We start from the raw sequence: 14,888 nt of genomic DNA, 5'->3' as shown, positions 1-14,888 counted from the left end.
ATGGCTCAATACGTCTTCACCATGCATCGGCTGGGCAAAGTTGTTCCGCCGAAGCGGGAAATCCTCAAAAACATTTCGCTGTCGTTCTTCCCCGGCGCCAAGATCGGCGTACTCGGCCTCAACGGTTCGGGTAAGTCCACGCTGCTGAAAATCATGGCCGGCGTCGACACCGAGTTCGAGGGCGAAGCCCGTCCGATGCCGGACCTGAACATCGGTTATCTGCCGCAAGAGCCACAACTTGACCCCACCAAGACCGTGCGTGAAGTGGTCGAGGAAGCGGTCAGCGTGATCAAGAACGCCCAGGCGCGCCTGGACGAGGTCTACGCGGCTTACGCTGAAGAAGATGCCGACTTCGACAAACTGGCGGCTGAACAGGCCAAGCTCGAAGCCATCCTGCAAGCCAGCGACGGTCACAACCTGGATCGCCAACTGGAAGTTGCCGCCGATGCGCTGCGTCTGCCGGCGTGGGATGCCAAGGTCGAATTCCTGTCCGGTGGTGAAAAGCGCCGTGTGGCCCTGTGCCGTCTGCTGCTGTCCGCCCCGGACATGCTGCTGCTCGACGAACCGACCAACCACTTGGACGCTGACTCCGTGGCATGGCTGGAGCACTTCCTGCACGACTTCCCGGGTACCGTGGTTGCGATCACGCACGACCGTTACTTCCTCGACAACGTCGCTGGCTGGATTCTGGAACTCGACCGCGGCGCGGGCATTCCTTACGAGGGCAACTATTCGGGTTGGCTTGAAGCCAAGTCCGATCGTCTGGCGGCCGAATCCAAGCAGCAGTCGGCTCACGAAAAAGCCATGAAAGAAGAACTGGAGTGGGTGCGCAAAGGCGCCAAGGCCCGCCAGTCGAAATCCAAGGCTCGTCTGCAACGCTTCGAAGAAATGCAATCGCAGGAATTCCAGAAGCGTTCGGAAACCAACGAGATCTACATCCCGGCCGGTCCGCGCCTGGGCGACAAGGTCATCGAGTTCAAGAACGTCACCAAGGGCTACGGCGACCGCGTGCTGATCGACAACCTGTCGTTCTCCATGCCTAAAGGCGCCATTGTCGGCGTGATTGGCGGTAACGGTGCCGGTAAGTCGACCCTGTTCCGCATGCTGATGGGCAAGGAAACGCCGGATTCGGGCTCCATCGAAGTCGGCGAAACCGTGCAACTGGCGTGCGTCGATCAGAGCCGCGAAGACCTCGACGGCAGCAAGACGGTGTTCCAGCAGATCTCCGACGGTTCGGACCAGATCCGCATCGGCAACTACGAGATTCCGTCGCGTACCTACGTCGGTCGCTTCAACTTCAAGGGCGGCGATCAGCAGAAGTTCGTCAAGGACCTGTCCGGTGGTGAGCGCGGTCGTCTGCACCTGGCGCTGACCCTGAAGGAGGGCGGCAACGTCCTGCTGCTCGACGAACCTTCCAACGACCTCGACGTTGAAACCCTGCGATCGCTGGAAGAAGACCGGATGGACTTCCCGGGCGCCGCCATTGTGATCTCTCACGATCGGTGGTTCCTTGACCGCGTCGCGACGCACATCCTGGCGTACGAAGACGACTCCCAAGCGGTGTTCTTCGAAGGCAACTACACCGAGTACGAAGCCGATCGCAAAAAGCGCCTCGGCGAAGCGGCTGCCCAGCCACACCGGGTACGCCACAAAAAACTGGCCTGATATTGGGCGAGTTGCATAAAAAGCGGAGCCTTCGGGCTCCGCTTTTTTGTGCCTGGTTTTTTAGTAGGGCTTTGGTAGGCGGCCGGTGAGGTGGCCGACATTGGTCGCCGATGCGATGTGGGCCCAAGGCGTGGTTTACGCCGGTTCGACACGGATCACTTCAATCAGTTGGTCACCGGCGGGGCGCTGCCACAGCACCTCGTCGTTAAGCTGGGCGCCGAGCAGTGCTCGGCCCAGTGGTGAGCCCCAGTTGATCAAGCCTTTGGCGGCGTCGGCCTGGTCTTCACCCACCAGTTGCACGCGGCGTTCGGTGTTGTGTTCGTCGGCATAGGTCACCCAACTGCCGATCTGCACCTTGTCGGTAGAGGTCGCGGCGACGGCGACTTGTGCACTGCCCAGACGTTGATTGAAGTAACGCAGATCCCGTTCAAGATCGGCCAGACGCTGTTTGTCAGCCTGTTCACCTTTGGCCGATTGCTCGGCGTGCAGGGCTTGCAGCTCGGCGACTTTCGCCTGCAACTGGGCTAGCCCCTGCGGCGTGACGTAATTGGGTTGCGTGCTGACCTGCCGTTCGACGGGCTGATCGGCTTGCGCGGCGGCGTTGTCTTCGTTGACGAAAGCGCGGCTCATGGTGTCCTCCTCTTCATAGAGTTTGGGCCATGGTTACCGGCATTTGGTTTCACTGGATGTCTGGATGCGACCTACTGCGAGCGATAAGCCCGCCCGGCGTCCTGATCTTTCTGGCGCTGCCAGGCGCGTTCGCGTTCGTCCCAGTGTTCGTTGCGATACTCTTCGCGCCCCTTGTTTTCCAGCATCGCCTGACACTGGCGAAAGCCGTCGGTCCAGCCTTCGGCGTATTGGTTGTCGTTGAGGTAACGCGGCACGTTCTTGCGGAATTCGCCGCTGATCGAGCCGGCGGCTTGCCGGCCGCTGACACAACCGTCATCAAAACCGTCGGCGAAGGCCGGTGGGTAACCTTTGGCGATCAAATCTTCGTGAGTGGTCTGGCAACCGCCCAGCAACAGCAAAAGACCTAGCAAACCCGCACACCGCCACATCGCACTCTCCCGCGCCGGTTCTCGGCTGATAGGGAAAGTCTAGAAGGGGATTCGTTGGGTATTGGTGAAAGGTGTGTGAGTAATTCGTTGAACACCGCAGATCCCTGTGGGAGCGGGCTTGCTCCCACAGGGGTTATTTGCTGGGCTTCAGATCAGTAGTGATACCACTTCACCTCAAGCATGACTTCGGTTTCAGGCGTGGCCAGATGACTGAACTCGCGTTGCGCACTCAGGCGCAAACCAAGGTTGCGCGACAATTCCCACTGCTGATTCAGACTCAGGCTGCGGCGCACTTCACCGTTGGTGAAGTAATCACCCTTGGCCTCCAGACTCAGGTTGCCCAGCGGGTTTTTCCACAGCACGCCGCTGTTGAAACCTGCGGCCGGCGCAATGAAACCGGCGAAGTCATTGTTGTGTTCGATACGTACCGTGCCCAGGGCAAAACCAAGCACATCTTCGCCCAACTGCCACGTACCACCGCCGCCACCGTTGACGTGGCTGACCAGGGTTTCGTCATCATGCTTGCCCGGCACACGCTCAAGCCCCCCCGTGACTTGCCACGACAGCGGCTGCAAAAGCTCATTGCGCGGCGTCAGCGAGCGAATGGTCGCCAGATCCAGTTGCTGGAATTGCCAGTGATTGCCTTCGTACTGGCGCAGCTTCATTTGCAGGATTTCGATCTGCGCGCCGAGCGGGAAACTTTCGGCGTTGTCGTTGAGGTCGTGATAGGCCATGCGCAAGCCGTACTCGCCGAACGCACGATCACCACGGGTGCCGAGACCGGCCTGCCAGGTGCGCGATTCGTGGCCGTCTTCAGGCAGGCCCGGTTGCGCAATGTCCAGCTCGGGTGCGGGGTTCTTGTTGATTGCCCGCAGCAGTTCGAAACTGCGTTGCGCTCGTTGCGGATCGCGCTCCTGGCCGTTGGCGCGGTAGCGTTCCAGACGATACGCCGCGTCGATGATCAGGGCTTGGCGCTCGCGAGGCAGAGCCTTGAATGTCGGGTCTTGCAGTTGCTGTTGATCGGCGCTGACTTTCAGCACCCACGCCTGTTCGTCATCGGTCAAAGGCTCGGCGCGACTGAGCAGTTCGCGTTCACGAGAGGGGCGGTATTGAATGCTTTCCACCAACCCGGCTTCTTTCACCGCTTTGACCGTGTCGGTGGGAATTGCCGTCAGCGGGAATTGTTCGGTCAGGCGCAAACTCGGTCGCGCGACCTGCAGCAATTCGAGCAAGCGGTAGGAGCAGTTTTCGTCGAAGAAGAAATAGTCGAACTGGATCTGCTTGAGTTCCCACACATGCTCGACCATGCGCGCGGTTTCTTCTTGCGTCAGATTGAGCCGGTACTCCCATAAGTCGCGGTTTTCCAGGCTGCGGTATTCGGAGAGTTTTTCCTGATACGGCACCAGCGCAAACAGCCCCGGGTAGCCCCCCATCAAGCCTTTCCAGGCATACAGAATGCTGTTGTCCGAACCTTCGATGTAGGCGCCGAAGTTGATGGCGTAACTGAGCAGCGAGGTCTTGTCGGTCTGCACGTCAGCCTGATCGATGCGCAGCAACGTGTGGCCGAACATCGATGACGGGCTGTTGAGATAAGCCGCCGGGAAGATCATCACCGCGCTGTGCGGCGAGACGTCCTTGAACCACTTTTTGTACTCGGCACACGCAGGCGTCGGCAGATCGCTCAGGTTGAGTTGCGTTTTGAGCCAGCGCGTGCGGGCCGGGTAAACACATTGCGCGTGCTGCTCGCCGAGGCTGGCCGGGGCGTACAGCGCTTGTACCGTGGCGGCCAGTTCATGGTCGGGATGTTCATTGCCATCGGGCGCGAGAAAGAACTTCTTGTCGCTGACATAGCTGCGCCAGCCGCCGAGCTTGGCGGTTTCGTAGTGGCCGAGGGAAATCCAGAAGCGGTCATTGGCCAGTTGCTGCAAACGTTGAGGGTCGATGTTTGGCGCGGCGGACAGCGGGGCGCAGACACAGAGCGCCAGCCAGGCAAGGCGTTTGAGCATAGTCGGCAACTTAAACAGGAAAGAAAAAAAGACCCAAAGAGGGACGGGCCGAAAAAACAAAACCCGCTTCCCGAAAGAAGCGGGTGGGGTCGAGCTTAAGCCTGAGTGGCGTACTTGGCCAGACGTGGGTCTGACTTCAGAACGGCCAGGGTGTTGGTATGCACGTCTTCAGCGGTCACGTCAGCCTTGCTGAAGATCTGCTGGAAGTGCTCGTGAGTGACGGCAGCGAAGCGCGCGCGGTCTTGCGGCGCCACGCCCAGGACCACGGCATAGGTCGTCAGCGCTTCGCCGTTGCCTTTTGCCATGTCTTCGGACAGCTCGTTCATCATGCCATTCATGGCAATCCAGGATTTGCCGCCGTAGGTCAGCGACGCGTTGGTCGAGCAACCGTTGGTGCCGGACGTCATACCGAACGTGGCATTACCGGAAGTGCCGTTGGTGGTGGAGGCCAGGAAGTGAGCCGGGGTGCCACGCTGACCTTCGAACAGCATGTTGCCCCAACCGCAATCCGGGCCGCCCGGGGCTTGCGCCATTGCGTTGATGGATACAGCGGTGAAGAGAGTACCGAGAAGAATCCGTTTCATAGCTTTGTTCTCTTTGTGTGCATACCAATGGACAGGGTTCTGGCCCCCAAGCTCTGTACAGAACAGATCCTGAAAGCGCCAGTGGGCCGGTATTAGTTCCAGCCGCGCAGTTTGGAGTTTAGGCACGTTCCTGGGGTTCCGTGAGTTTTTACAAAAGATTTGGCGATAACCCCGATTTCACGGGGGCGGGGGTGGGGCCGACCGTTTGTCTATGCTTTGTCATAGGGCGCGCCTTGCCAGTGGGGCACGGGCGGCGCCAGAATGCCGCTATCTGCCCCGCCTGATTGTTAAGGAAGCCCGATGCCTGATCCTGTTGCTGCCAGCCTGCGTATAGCGCCCGAAGCGCTGACCCGTCCGTTTTCCGCTGAACAGTTCAGCTTCACTACCACCAATGATCTGGAGCCCTTTCGCGGTGTACTCGGCCAGGAACGTGCGGTCGAAGCCTTGCAGTTCGGTGTGGCCATGCCGCGCCCCGGTTACAACGTATTCGTCATGGGCGAGCCCGGCACCGGTCGCTTCTCGTTCGTCAAACGCTACCTGAAAGCCGAAGGCAAACGCCTGCAGACCCCGGCGGACTGGGTCTATGTCAATAATTTCGACGAACCTCGCGAGCCTCGCGTTCTTGAGTTGCCTTCGGGTACGGCCGGCTCGTTTATCGGTGACATCAACGGCTTGATCGACAATCTGCTGGCGACCTTCCCGGCCGTGTTCGAACATCCGTCCTACCAGCAAAAGAAAAGCGCCATCGACCGCGCTTTCAACCGGCGCTACGACAAGGCCCTCGATATCATCGAGCGTCTGGCCCTGGAAAAAGACGTCGCCCTGTACCGCGACAGCAGCAACATCGCCTTCACGCCGATGCTCGACGGCAAGGCGCTGGATGAGGCTGAGTTTTCGCAATTGCCGGAAACGGATCGCGAACGTTTTCACGATGACATCTCCGGTCTCGAAGAACGTCTGAACGAAGAACTCGCCAGCCTGCCGCAGTGGAAGCGTGAGTCGAATAACCAACTGCGTCAGCTCAACGAAGAAACCATCACCCTGGCCTTGCAGCCGCTGCTGTCGCCCCTGTCGGAGAAGTACGCGGAGAACGCCGCCGTCTGCGGTTACCTGCAAGCGATGCAGGTGTACCTGCTCAAAACCGTGGTCGAGCAACTGGTCGATGACAGCAAGACTGACGCCGTTGCGCGCAAACTGCTGGAAGAGCAATACGCACCAAGTCTGATGGTTGGGCATCCGGCCAGCGGCGGCGCGCCAGTGGTATTCGAGCCGCACCCGACTTACGAAAACCTGTTCGGTCGCATCGAGTACACCACCGATCAGGGCGCGCTCTACACCACCTATCGCCAGTTGCGTCCAGGCGCGCTGCACCGCGCCAACGGCGGCTTCCTGATTCTTGAAGCGGAAAAAATGCTCAGCGAGCCATTCGTGTGGGATGCGCTCAAGCGCGCCCTGCAATCGCGCAAGCTGAAAATGGAATCGCCGCTGGGCGAGATGGGCCGCTTCGCCACCGTGACCCTCAACCCGCAGCACATCCCGTTGCAGGTCAAAGTCATCATCATCGGCGCACGTTCGCTGTATTACACGCTGCAAGACCTCGATCCGGACTTCCAGGAGATGTTCCGCGTTCTGGTCGACTTCGACGAAGACATTCCGATGGTCGACGAGAGCCTGGAGCAATTCGCCCAGTTGCTCAAAACCCGCACTTCTGAAGAAGGCATGGCGCCTTTGACCGCCGATGCGGTCGCGCGTCTGGCGACGTACAGCGCCCGTCTGGCCGAGCATCAGGGGCGCTTGTCGGCGCGTATCGGTGATCTGTTCCAGTTGGTCAGCGAGGCGGATTTCATCCGTCATCTGGCCGGCGATGAAATGACCGATGCCGGGCATATCGAGCGTGCGCTGAAAGCCAAGGCCACTCGCACCGGGCGTGTGTCGGCGCGGATTCTCGACGACATGCTCGCCGGGATCATCCTGATCGATACCGACGGTGCGGCGGTCGGCAAGTGCAACGGTCTGACCGTGCTCGAAGTCGGCGACTCGGCGTTCGGTGTGCCGGCGCGGATTTCCGCCACGGTGTATCCGGGCGGCAGCGGGATCGTTGACATCGAGCGTGAGGTCAACCTCGGTCAGCCAATTCACTCCAAAGGCGTGATGATCCTCACCGGCTATCTGGGCAGTCGTTATGCGCAGGAATTCCCGTTGGCGATTTCCGCGAGCATCGCGCTTGAGCAGTCCTACGGTTACGTCGATGGCGACAGTGCTTCGTTGGGCGAGGCCTGCACGTTGATTTCGGCGCTGTCGAAAACACCGCTCAAGCAATGCTTTGCGATCACCGGCTCCATCAACCAGTTCGGTGAAGTGCAGGCAGTTGGCGGGGTCAACGAGAAGATCGAAGGCTTCTTCCGCCTCTGCGAGGCACGTGGGCTGACCGGCGAGCAGGGGGCGATCATTCCGCAGGCCAACGTCGCCACCTTGATGCTCGACGAAAAAGTATTGGCGGCGGTGCGCGCCGGGCAGTTCCACGTTTACGCGGTGCGGCAGGCCGACGAGGCGCTGAGCCTGCTGGTTGGCGAGCCGGCCGGTGAACCGGATGCTGACGGTCAGTTCCCTGAAGGCAGCGTCAATGCGCGGGTGGTTGAGCGTCTGCGGGTGATTGCCGAGATGATCAGCGAAGAGGATTTGAAGGAGGCTGAGAAGGAGCTGGCGCAAGAGGCGTTGGTAGAAGCCAAGCCGGCGTAAACCTTAACCGGGTCAAAAACTGCAATTGCATCAAAACAGTGGGAGGGGGCTTGCTCCCGAAGGCGGAGTATCAGCCAACGAATCTGTTGCCTGACACACTGCCTTCGGGAGTAAGCCCCCTCCCACATTTTTCAGGGTGAATCCAATAGAAAGTGCCACTACTCTGACGCCAATATTCACACTATGACCATTCGGCGCATTCTGGTTTCGTGCGGCTTGCGCGGCGAACTTTTCTTCTATTCTCAGCTCAAGGATATCGACAGTATCACTGGATCGAGCCAGTCCTCCCGTGAGGGCTGAATACCGGCTTCACCGAGGGTCGCCGCCATGTCGCGCAACCTCTGCCTCACCCGTCAATGCCTGGGTCTCGTGACCCGTATCGAATGCGCCATCAAACCGTTGGCCGGCGATACCGGCATGTGGACGCTGCTCTTCGCTGCCGGCATGGCCGGTGAACAACCTTCCGCTATCAAAGCCCAGGGCCCTTTCCACGGGCCAGTCGCCGCCGAGTCGATCCTCGACACCATCGTCGAAAGTCTGACGCTGCACGGCTATGAGCTGGCCGATGATCCGCAGATCTGGAGCCTGCACCTGCAAGCCCAGCTTCGGCAGATCAACGGGGGGCGCGGACGGAGTCTCAACAGTTAGAGCGCAGGGTCGGTCAACTGCGCTGGGTCGAGTTTGACCTCGAAGCCGTATTGCAGGGTGGTGAGGTCAGTTCGCTGATAGGTTTCCACGTGGGTTGGGCGGCCATAGAAGTAATGCACGCCGAACAACGCCGGGCCCTCTGCGCTCGCATCGTGGCTGACCGAGAGAATCTGCTTGAGATAGTTGCCGCTGTCGTCCTTGACGAAGAAGCGCCATTCGTTGGCCGGAATCCGTTTCAGGTCTACCACAAGCGCGTTGTTCTTGATCTCCAGACCCTTGGGCAAGGACTTGGCGTCGTACGCTTGCTTGGCCACCGTTGCCAGAAACAACGGCATCGAGCCTACGGCTATCGCTGGGGTTTGCGGGAACAGATTCAGATCGTAAGTGATCGTCGCTCGCAGCGGATCGACCTGATAGGCCTCGGGCGGCAGTTCGATCGGCTCATCGAGTTTGCCGTTGTGTTTCTCGGTGAAGAACGTCACCGGGCTTTCGCCGGGGTTGAAGTCGTCGCCGAGCAACTCGTCGTTGAAGGTGCGGCGATGGGAAAACTCGATGCGTGCGGCGCTGGGGTCTTCCACGGATTGATGGACACGGATGCCGGCTTTCAACTGTTCTTCAGTCAGGCTCGCGCCCTTGAGCCAGTTCGCGGCCAGATCGTCATACACCACCACCGGCAGAACCAGCGGCTGGATGGCTTTGTCCGTGGTGTGCTGATGAAAGGCGCGAATGGGGAGATCGAGCGACTGGCGGGTGACGGTGGCGGATGAGAAGTCCAGCACGCGGACTTCCAGCGTCTCGATCGGGCCGTTGAAATAGACCTTGCTATAGCGCTGCGGGTGTTGTTGCTCGAAGGCTTGCTGATCGGCGCTGAGCTGCTTTTCCAGCGTGTCGCTCCAGGTTTTCTGTTGTTGCAGGTGCGTCAGTTGTTTTTCGTAGAAGGCTACTTGTTCCGGGCCTTCATTGATTGAACCGGCGCGGACCAGGTATTGCCCGGTGGCGTCGCGGGCCTGAACGATCAGCGGATTGAGTTGCGAATCGGCGACTTCCGCTGGTAAGGGCAGGTTGTTGCTGAATTCAACTTCGGCGTAGTTCTTTTCAAGCTTCAGCAGTTTGACGCTCAGGTTGTCGTTGGTGCGGGTCTGGCCGACGTCCTTTTGCGTCAGGTCGAAACTGCACAGCCGTCGCGGCGCGATGACTTCAACCTTGCCCTGCAGGCTCACCGGTTGCGGCTGACTTTTCTTGTCCACATCCAGACCTTCGATGAACGGGTAGGTTACGGTCAGGTCATCGGGGTTGGTGACGTTGGAACTGGACGGGCTGAGCTGTATGCCGGGATCGGTTTCCGACCACTCGGGCTGGTAGGGGATGACGCGTTTGTTACTCAACGTCACCGATTGCCATTCCACACGATGGGGAAACAGGAAGCCGCCGGGAATGTTGAGGTTGAACGGGAATACCGGTTGCAGGTCGGTGAGGTAATCGGAACTGGCGTCCTTGTGCAACACGAACAGGCCATTGATGAAGGTATCGACCAGCGTCTGCGGGGTAGGGTAGTGCTTGAGCACGCCGAGGGCGTCCTCGCCATATTCGGTGCGCAGTGGATTGCCTTCGAGTTTGAGCTGTGCGCGCTCAAGCAACAGCAGCGAGCCGCCGAGCTCGGTGACGGCGTCCTTGAGTTTCGGATCAGTGATGGCGTCGAGAGACTGTTCGAACGTTGCAGTTTTTTCCTCAAGGCTGACCGCGTGTTTCTCGTCGCCGGGCGAGCAACCACTGATCAGTAGCACAAGGCACATTCCGGCAATCGTTATCGGCAATCGCACATCCATTTCAACGCGTCCTGTCCACTGTCACGGGGCTGTCATTGGTTTGGACACTAGCAGAAAAACTTTGGCACACACACGCAGGTGCCGGACTTGCGGGCAGTTTCTGGCTGTCTTCGGTGGCTGGTATACTCGCCGCCATTTTCCAGCCCCTTGTGTGAGATTCAATGGAACGCTTTATCGAAAACGCAATGTACGCCTCGCGCTGGCTGCTGGCGCCGATCTATATCGGGTTGTCCCTCGGGCTGCTGGCTTTGGCGTTGAAATTTTTTCAGGAAGTCATCCATATCCTGCCCAACGTGTTCTCGATGGCCGAATCGGAGTTGATTCTGGTACTGCTGTCGCTGATCGACATGGCGCTGGTGGGCGGCCTGTTGGTGATGGTGATGATTTCCGGCTACGAGAATTTCGTCTCTGAACTGGACATCGACGAAGGCAAGGAAAAACTCAGCTGGCTCGGAACCATGGACTCTTCCTCGCTGAAGATGAAAGTGGCGGCCTCGATCGTGGCGATCTCCTCGATCCACTTGCTACGGATCTTCATGGACGCCAGGAACGTCGATCCCGAACATCTGATGTGGTACGTGATCATCCACATGACGTTTGTCGTCTCGGCGTTCGCCATGGGCTATCTCGACAAGGTCACCAAGCACTGATCAAGGTTTGAGCGCTGCAAGAAACCGCCCGTCTGTTGCGAAACAGACGGGCGGTGCCGTTTGTGGCTTGTGCTTTGGTGCGTGCGGGACTAACCCTGTAGAGGTCTTGGCTCGCCGCTGCGTGAGGTGTGTTCATGAACCTGCAAGAGTTGAATGTGTATGCCATCGCCAACAAGGTCGATGAGCTGAACCTGATCTCCATGGAGGGCGGGATCTATCTGCTCGAAGCGCGGATGCATGGGGCGGCGTACCCGTTGAGTGATCTCAAGGGCAACCTGCTGACACTGCGATCGGTGGAGCATGCGCGGGATGTGTTGCATAACTTCCCGGTGTTGCCGTTCAACCTCGTACACACCTCGGTACACGATGAAATGTGTGGCCTTGGCGCCAGTGGCGAGGAAAGCCTGAAGCTGCCGATCGCCTGGCGCTCGGTCCTGTAGGCGCTGCGTCCCATCGTCTGAGCATCTGTGCTAGTCTGCTCGCCCTTTTGGTTCCGGGCGCGCCGGGACGCGCTGTGCACGCACGGCAAGTCTTGTGGCCGTCCGCACAGCGGAGCAGTGTCATGTCCGAAGTAAATCTGTCCACCGACGAAACTCGCGTCAGCTACGGCATCGGCCGTCAGCTGGGTGACCAGCTGCGTGACAACCCGCCACCGGGCGTTAGCCTGGATGCCATCCTGGCCGGTCTGACCGACGCATTCGCCGGTAAGCCAAGCCGTGTGGGTCAGGAAGAAATGTCCGCCAGCTTCAAGGTCATCCGCGAAATCATGCAAGCCGAAGCGGCTGCAAAAGCTGAAGCGGCTGCTGGCGAAGGCCTGGCGTTCCTGGCTGAAAACGCCAAGCGCGACGGCATCACCACTCTGGCTTCCGGCCTGCAATTTGAAGTACTGACTCAGGGTGAAGGCGCCAAGCCATCCCGTGAAGATCAAGTGCGTACTCACTACCACGGCACGCTGATCGACGGCACTGTGTTCGACAGCTCTTACGAGCGTGGCCAGCCAGCCGAATTCCCGGTCGGCGGCGTGATCGCCGGTTGGACCGAAGCCCTGCAACTGATGAATGCCGGCAGCAAATGGCGTCTGTACGTGCCGAGCGAACTGGCTTACGGCGCTCAAGGCGTTGGCAGCATCCCGCCGCACAGCGTTCTGGTATTCGATGTCGAGTTGCTGGACGTTCTGTAAGACCTGGCCTGTCCTTATGACAAGCTAATGTGGGAGCGGGCTTGCTCGCGAAGGCGTTCTTTGAGTACACCTGGTGTTGCCTGAGACTCCATTTTCGCGGGCAAGCTCGCTCCCACGGTTTTATCGCGTTTCATACTTCAATCTTGTTGTGCATCTCACCGGTCGGGCGCAAGGCCCGGGCGTAGCAGAACAGGAACAGATTACGCACCAGCTCCTTTAATACCAGCGGCTCGCTGGAGTTCAGGCTGCTGACATCCAGATCACCCTGATCCTGCAACTCATGCAGGGCTTCCTCCTCAAGCACTGCACAAACTTCACCGGTTTCCCGATGCAGAATTCTGAGGTACGGATGTGGGCGATCCAGCCAAGCGTCGATCAAATAAGTCATGGTTCTCATCTCCTTGTAGGTTTTCAATGAGAATAATTCTTATTCGTCAAATAGCAAGGGTCTATTGGCCGTTTCTGGTTTTTTCCGGGTAAAGGTTGCGTAAGGTCAAAACGGCTGGCGTATGGCTACTGCTTGGATTTATTGGGGCAGGGCGGGGAGGGAGAGACTCCATCCCACGGCTGGCGCGGGATGGATGACAGCGGATTCAGACTTTTCTGACGAACTCGGATTTGAGCTTCATCGGGCCAATGCCGTCGATCTTGCAGTCGATGTCATGGTCGCCATCGCACAGGCGGATGTTCTTGACCTTGGTGCCGACCTTGACCACCAGCGAGGTGCCCTTGACCTTCAAGTCCTTGATCACGGTGATGGTGTCGCCGTCCTGCAGGACGTTGCCGACCGAATCTTTCTTCACGGCATCATCAGAGGCCACTTCGGTATCGCCGCTGGCCGACCATTCATGGGCACACTCGGGGCAAACCAGTTGAGTGCCGTCTTCGTAGGTGTATTCGGAATTGCATTTCGGGCAGGGTGGCAACGTGCTCACTAAGGCTCCTTGAGGGATGTGGTTCGCTAAAAGTCGCACATTGTATAAGGTTTTAACCGAGATAGGGCAGGCAACAAAAAGCCGCAGGCTTCGAAGGAAGGCTGCGGCTCTTTGATTACGTGGCGATCAGTGTGTGCGGGCGACCGCAAACTCGCTCAGTTCAACCAGCGCGTCGCGGTATTCGCTGGCTGGCAGTGCGTCGAGGCACTTGATCGCGCGGGCCACATAATCGCGGGCCAGTTGCGCGGTGTACTCCAGCGAGCCGGAGGCTTCCACGGCAGCGCGGATGCTTTCCAGATCTTCGATTCCGCCTTTCTGGATCGCCTGGCGCACCAGTGCAGCCTGCTCAGGCGTGCCTTCGCGCATGGTGTAGATCAGCGGCAGGGTCGGCTTGCCTTCGGCCAGATCGTCACCGACGTTCTTGCCCAGGGTTTCAGCGTCGCCCTTGTAATCGAGCAAGTCGTCGACCAGTTGGAATGCCACGCCCAGATGATCACCGAAAGTACGCAGGGCTTCGCTCTGCTCGGCGCTGGCGCCGGCCAGCGCGGCGGCGCTGTGGGTCGAGGCTTCGAAGAGCATTGCGGTTTTGCCGCGAATGACTTCCATGTAGGTTTCTTCGGTGGTACTGGCGTCGCGCACCTTGGACAGTTGCAGCACTTCGCCTTCGGCGATGATGCGCGTGGCCTGAGACAGGATCTTCATCACCTGCATCGAGCCCAGTTCGACCATCATTTCGAACGAGCGCGAGTACAGGAAGTCGCCGACCAGCACGCTCGGGGCATTGCCCCACATGGCGTTGGCGGTCGAGCGGCCACGGCGCATGCCGGACATGTCGACCACGTCGTCATGCAGCAGGGTAGCGGTGTGCAGGAATTCGATGGTGGCGGCCAGCAGACGCATATCGTCGCCTTCGCGACCCAATGCCTTGCCACACAGCAACACCAATAAAGGACGCAGACGCTTGCCGCCGGCCGACGTGATGTAGTCGCCGATTTTCGATACCAGCGGTACGCGGGAAGTCAGCTGCTTCTTGATGATGCCGTCGACGGCGCTAAAATCGTCCGCCACCGCGCGGTAGAAAGCTTGGGGTTGCATCAGCGAGAGTCGCTCCAGAAGGGTTGCGCGGCATGCTAGGACCCCCATCCAGACCTGTCAAGGCGCGATGGACGGCTACTTGCAAGCCTGCTGCGCCTTGCGTACAATCGCGCACCCTGAACTTCCTGGGCAGCACCTGCCTTACGCAATTGCAAGCGGGCCTTCCAGCCCCATGCAGCCATGCCAGCCAATACCTCTTCTTATAAAGAGCTGGGTGAGCAGGATTATCGGAGAAATACCATGTCTTATGCAGTAATCGTTACTGGCGGCAAGCAGTACAAAGTCGCCCCAGGTGAATACCTGAAGATCGAAAAACTGGAAGTCGCTACCGGCGAATCCGTTACCTTTGATCGCGTTCTGTTGGTTGCCAATGGCGACGACGTAAACATCGGCGCTCCAGTTGTTGCTGGCGCTACTGTTGTGGCTGAAGTGATCTCCCAAGGACCTCACGATCAATTACGCATCATCAAGTTACGTCGTCGTAATCACCAAATGAAGCTTA

The 14,888-nt window shown here is 59.0% G+C and carries 15 protein-coding genes; 7 read left to right on the top strand and 8 right to left on the bottom strand.

What is annotated here, in order from left to right:
- Positions 1-1,665 carry an energy-dependent translational throttle protein EttA gene (ettA, locus tag ACIOU6_RS21040; protein ID WP_401138795.1) on the top strand — a complete coding sequence of 555 codons (1,665 nt, stop codon included), beginning with the start codon at positions 1-3 and terminating at the stop codon, positions 1,663-1,665.
- Positions 1,666-1,800: 135 nt separating this feature from the next.
- On the opposite strand, the gene ACIOU6_RS21035 is transcribed toward ettA, so the two are convergent.
- From ACIOU6_RS21035 to ACIOU6_RS21020, 4 genes are all read right to left on the bottom strand, one after another.
- On the bottom strand, positions 1,801-2,295 hold the full coding sequence (locus tag ACIOU6_RS21035; protein WP_221730115.1) for a GreA/GreB family elongation factor: 495 nt from the start codon (positions 2,293-2,295) through the stop codon (positions 1,801-1,803).
- A 71-nt stretch (positions 2,296-2,366) separates the two neighbouring features.
- A complete protein-coding gene (locus ACIOU6_RS21030; protein WP_401138781.1) occupies positions 2,367-2,723 on the bottom strand; it encodes a hypothetical protein in 357 nt (118 codons plus the stop codon).
- A gap of 152 nt (positions 2,724-2,875) precedes the next feature.
- The gene (locus ACIOU6_RS21025) at positions 2,876-4,729 is read right to left on the bottom strand and encodes a DUF4105 domain-containing protein (protein ID WP_401138780.1); all 1,854 of its coding nucleotides are present in this window, start codon (positions 4,727-4,729) and stop codon (positions 2,876-2,878) included.
- 95 nt (positions 4,730-4,824) lie between these two features.
- On the bottom strand, positions 4,825-5,313 hold the full coding sequence (locus ACIOU6_RS21020) for a DUF3015 domain-containing protein (RefSeq protein ID WP_401138779.1): 489 nt from the start codon (positions 5,311-5,313) through the stop codon (positions 4,825-4,827).
- A 300-nt stretch (positions 5,314-5,613) separates the two neighbouring features.
- Between ACIOU6_RS21020 and ACIOU6_RS21015 the strand changes: the two genes are divergently transcribed.
- Both ACIOU6_RS21015 and ACIOU6_RS21010 read left to right on the top strand, forming a co-directional pair.
- A complete protein-coding gene (locus tag ACIOU6_RS21015; protein ID WP_221730111.1) occupies positions 5,614-8,052 on the top strand; it encodes a Lon protease family protein in 2,439 nt (812 codons plus the stop codon).
- A 327-nt stretch (positions 8,053-8,379) separates the two neighbouring features.
- Entirely contained in the window at positions 8,380-8,700 is a 321-nt protein-coding gene (locus tag ACIOU6_RS21010; RefSeq protein ID WP_095189336.1) for a hypothetical protein, read from the top strand.
- On the opposite strand, the gene ACIOU6_RS21005 is transcribed toward ACIOU6_RS21010, so the two are convergent.
- A complete protein-coding gene (locus ACIOU6_RS21005; RefSeq protein WP_401138778.1) occupies positions 8,697-10,526 on the bottom strand; it encodes a hypothetical protein in 1,830 nt (609 codons plus the stop codon). The two genes, ACIOU6_RS21010 and ACIOU6_RS21005, sit on opposite strands and share 4 nt — an antisense overlap.
- A gap of 161 nt (positions 10,527-10,687) precedes the next feature.
- Here ACIOU6_RS21005 and ACIOU6_RS21000 point away from each other — a divergent pair, with 161 nt between their 5' ends.
- The 3 genes from ACIOU6_RS21000 (at position 10,688) to ACIOU6_RS20990 (ending at position 12,356) form a co-directional block, all read left to right on the top strand.
- Positions 10,688-11,176, top strand: coding sequence for a TIGR00645 family protein (locus tag ACIOU6_RS21000; RefSeq protein WP_221730109.1), 489 nt, complete (start codon positions 10,688-10,690; stop codon positions 11,174-11,176).
- 134 nt (positions 11,177-11,310) lie between these two features.
- Entirely contained in the window at positions 11,311-11,616 is a 306-nt protein-coding gene (locus ACIOU6_RS20995; protein ID WP_221730108.1) for a DUF6482 family protein, read from the top strand.
- Positions 11,617-11,738: 122 nt separating this feature from the next.
- Complete coding sequence (locus ACIOU6_RS20990) at positions 11,739-12,356, top strand: FKBP-type peptidyl-prolyl cis-trans isomerase (protein ID WP_221730107.1); 618 nt, start codon at positions 11,739-11,741, stop codon at positions 12,354-12,356.
- A gap of 130 nt (positions 12,357-12,486) precedes the next feature.
- Here the strand turns inward: ACIOU6_RS20990 and ACIOU6_RS20985 are convergent, their stop codons facing one another.
- The 3 genes from ACIOU6_RS20985 to ACIOU6_RS20975 form a co-directional block, all read right to left on the bottom strand.
- A complete protein-coding gene (locus ACIOU6_RS20985) occupies positions 12,487-12,744 on the bottom strand; it encodes a hypothetical protein (RefSeq protein WP_221730106.1) in 258 nt (85 codons plus the stop codon).
- A gap of 205 nt (positions 12,745-12,949) precedes the next feature.
- The gene (locus ACIOU6_RS20980; protein WP_339432764.1) at positions 12,950-13,291 is read right to left on the bottom strand and encodes a zinc ribbon domain-containing protein YjdM; all 342 of its coding nucleotides are present in this window, start codon (positions 13,289-13,291) and stop codon (positions 12,950-12,952) included.
- Positions 13,292-13,417: 126 nt separating this feature from the next.
- Positions 13,418-14,386, bottom strand: coding sequence for a polyprenyl synthetase family protein (locus ACIOU6_RS20975; RefSeq protein WP_401138777.1), 969 nt, complete (start codon positions 14,384-14,386; stop codon positions 13,418-13,420).
- Between the two features lie 240 nt (positions 14,387-14,626).
- Here ACIOU6_RS20975 and rplU point away from each other — a divergent pair.
- A partial coding sequence (gene rplU / locus ACIOU6_RS20970) for a 50S ribosomal protein L21 (RefSeq protein WP_401138776.1) occupies positions 14,627-14,888 on the top strand: 262 nt, incomplete at its 3' end.

Source organism: Pseudomonas sp. NPDC087615, from assembly GCF_044743445.1.
In the GTDB taxonomy this organism is placed as follows: Bacteria; Pseudomonadota; Gammaproteobacteria; order Pseudomonadales; family Pseudomonadaceae; genus Aquipseudomonas; species Aquipseudomonas baetica_A.
Note: the sequence above shows the minus strand (reverse complement) of the source record. Positions and strands in the feature narration are given on the sequence as shown.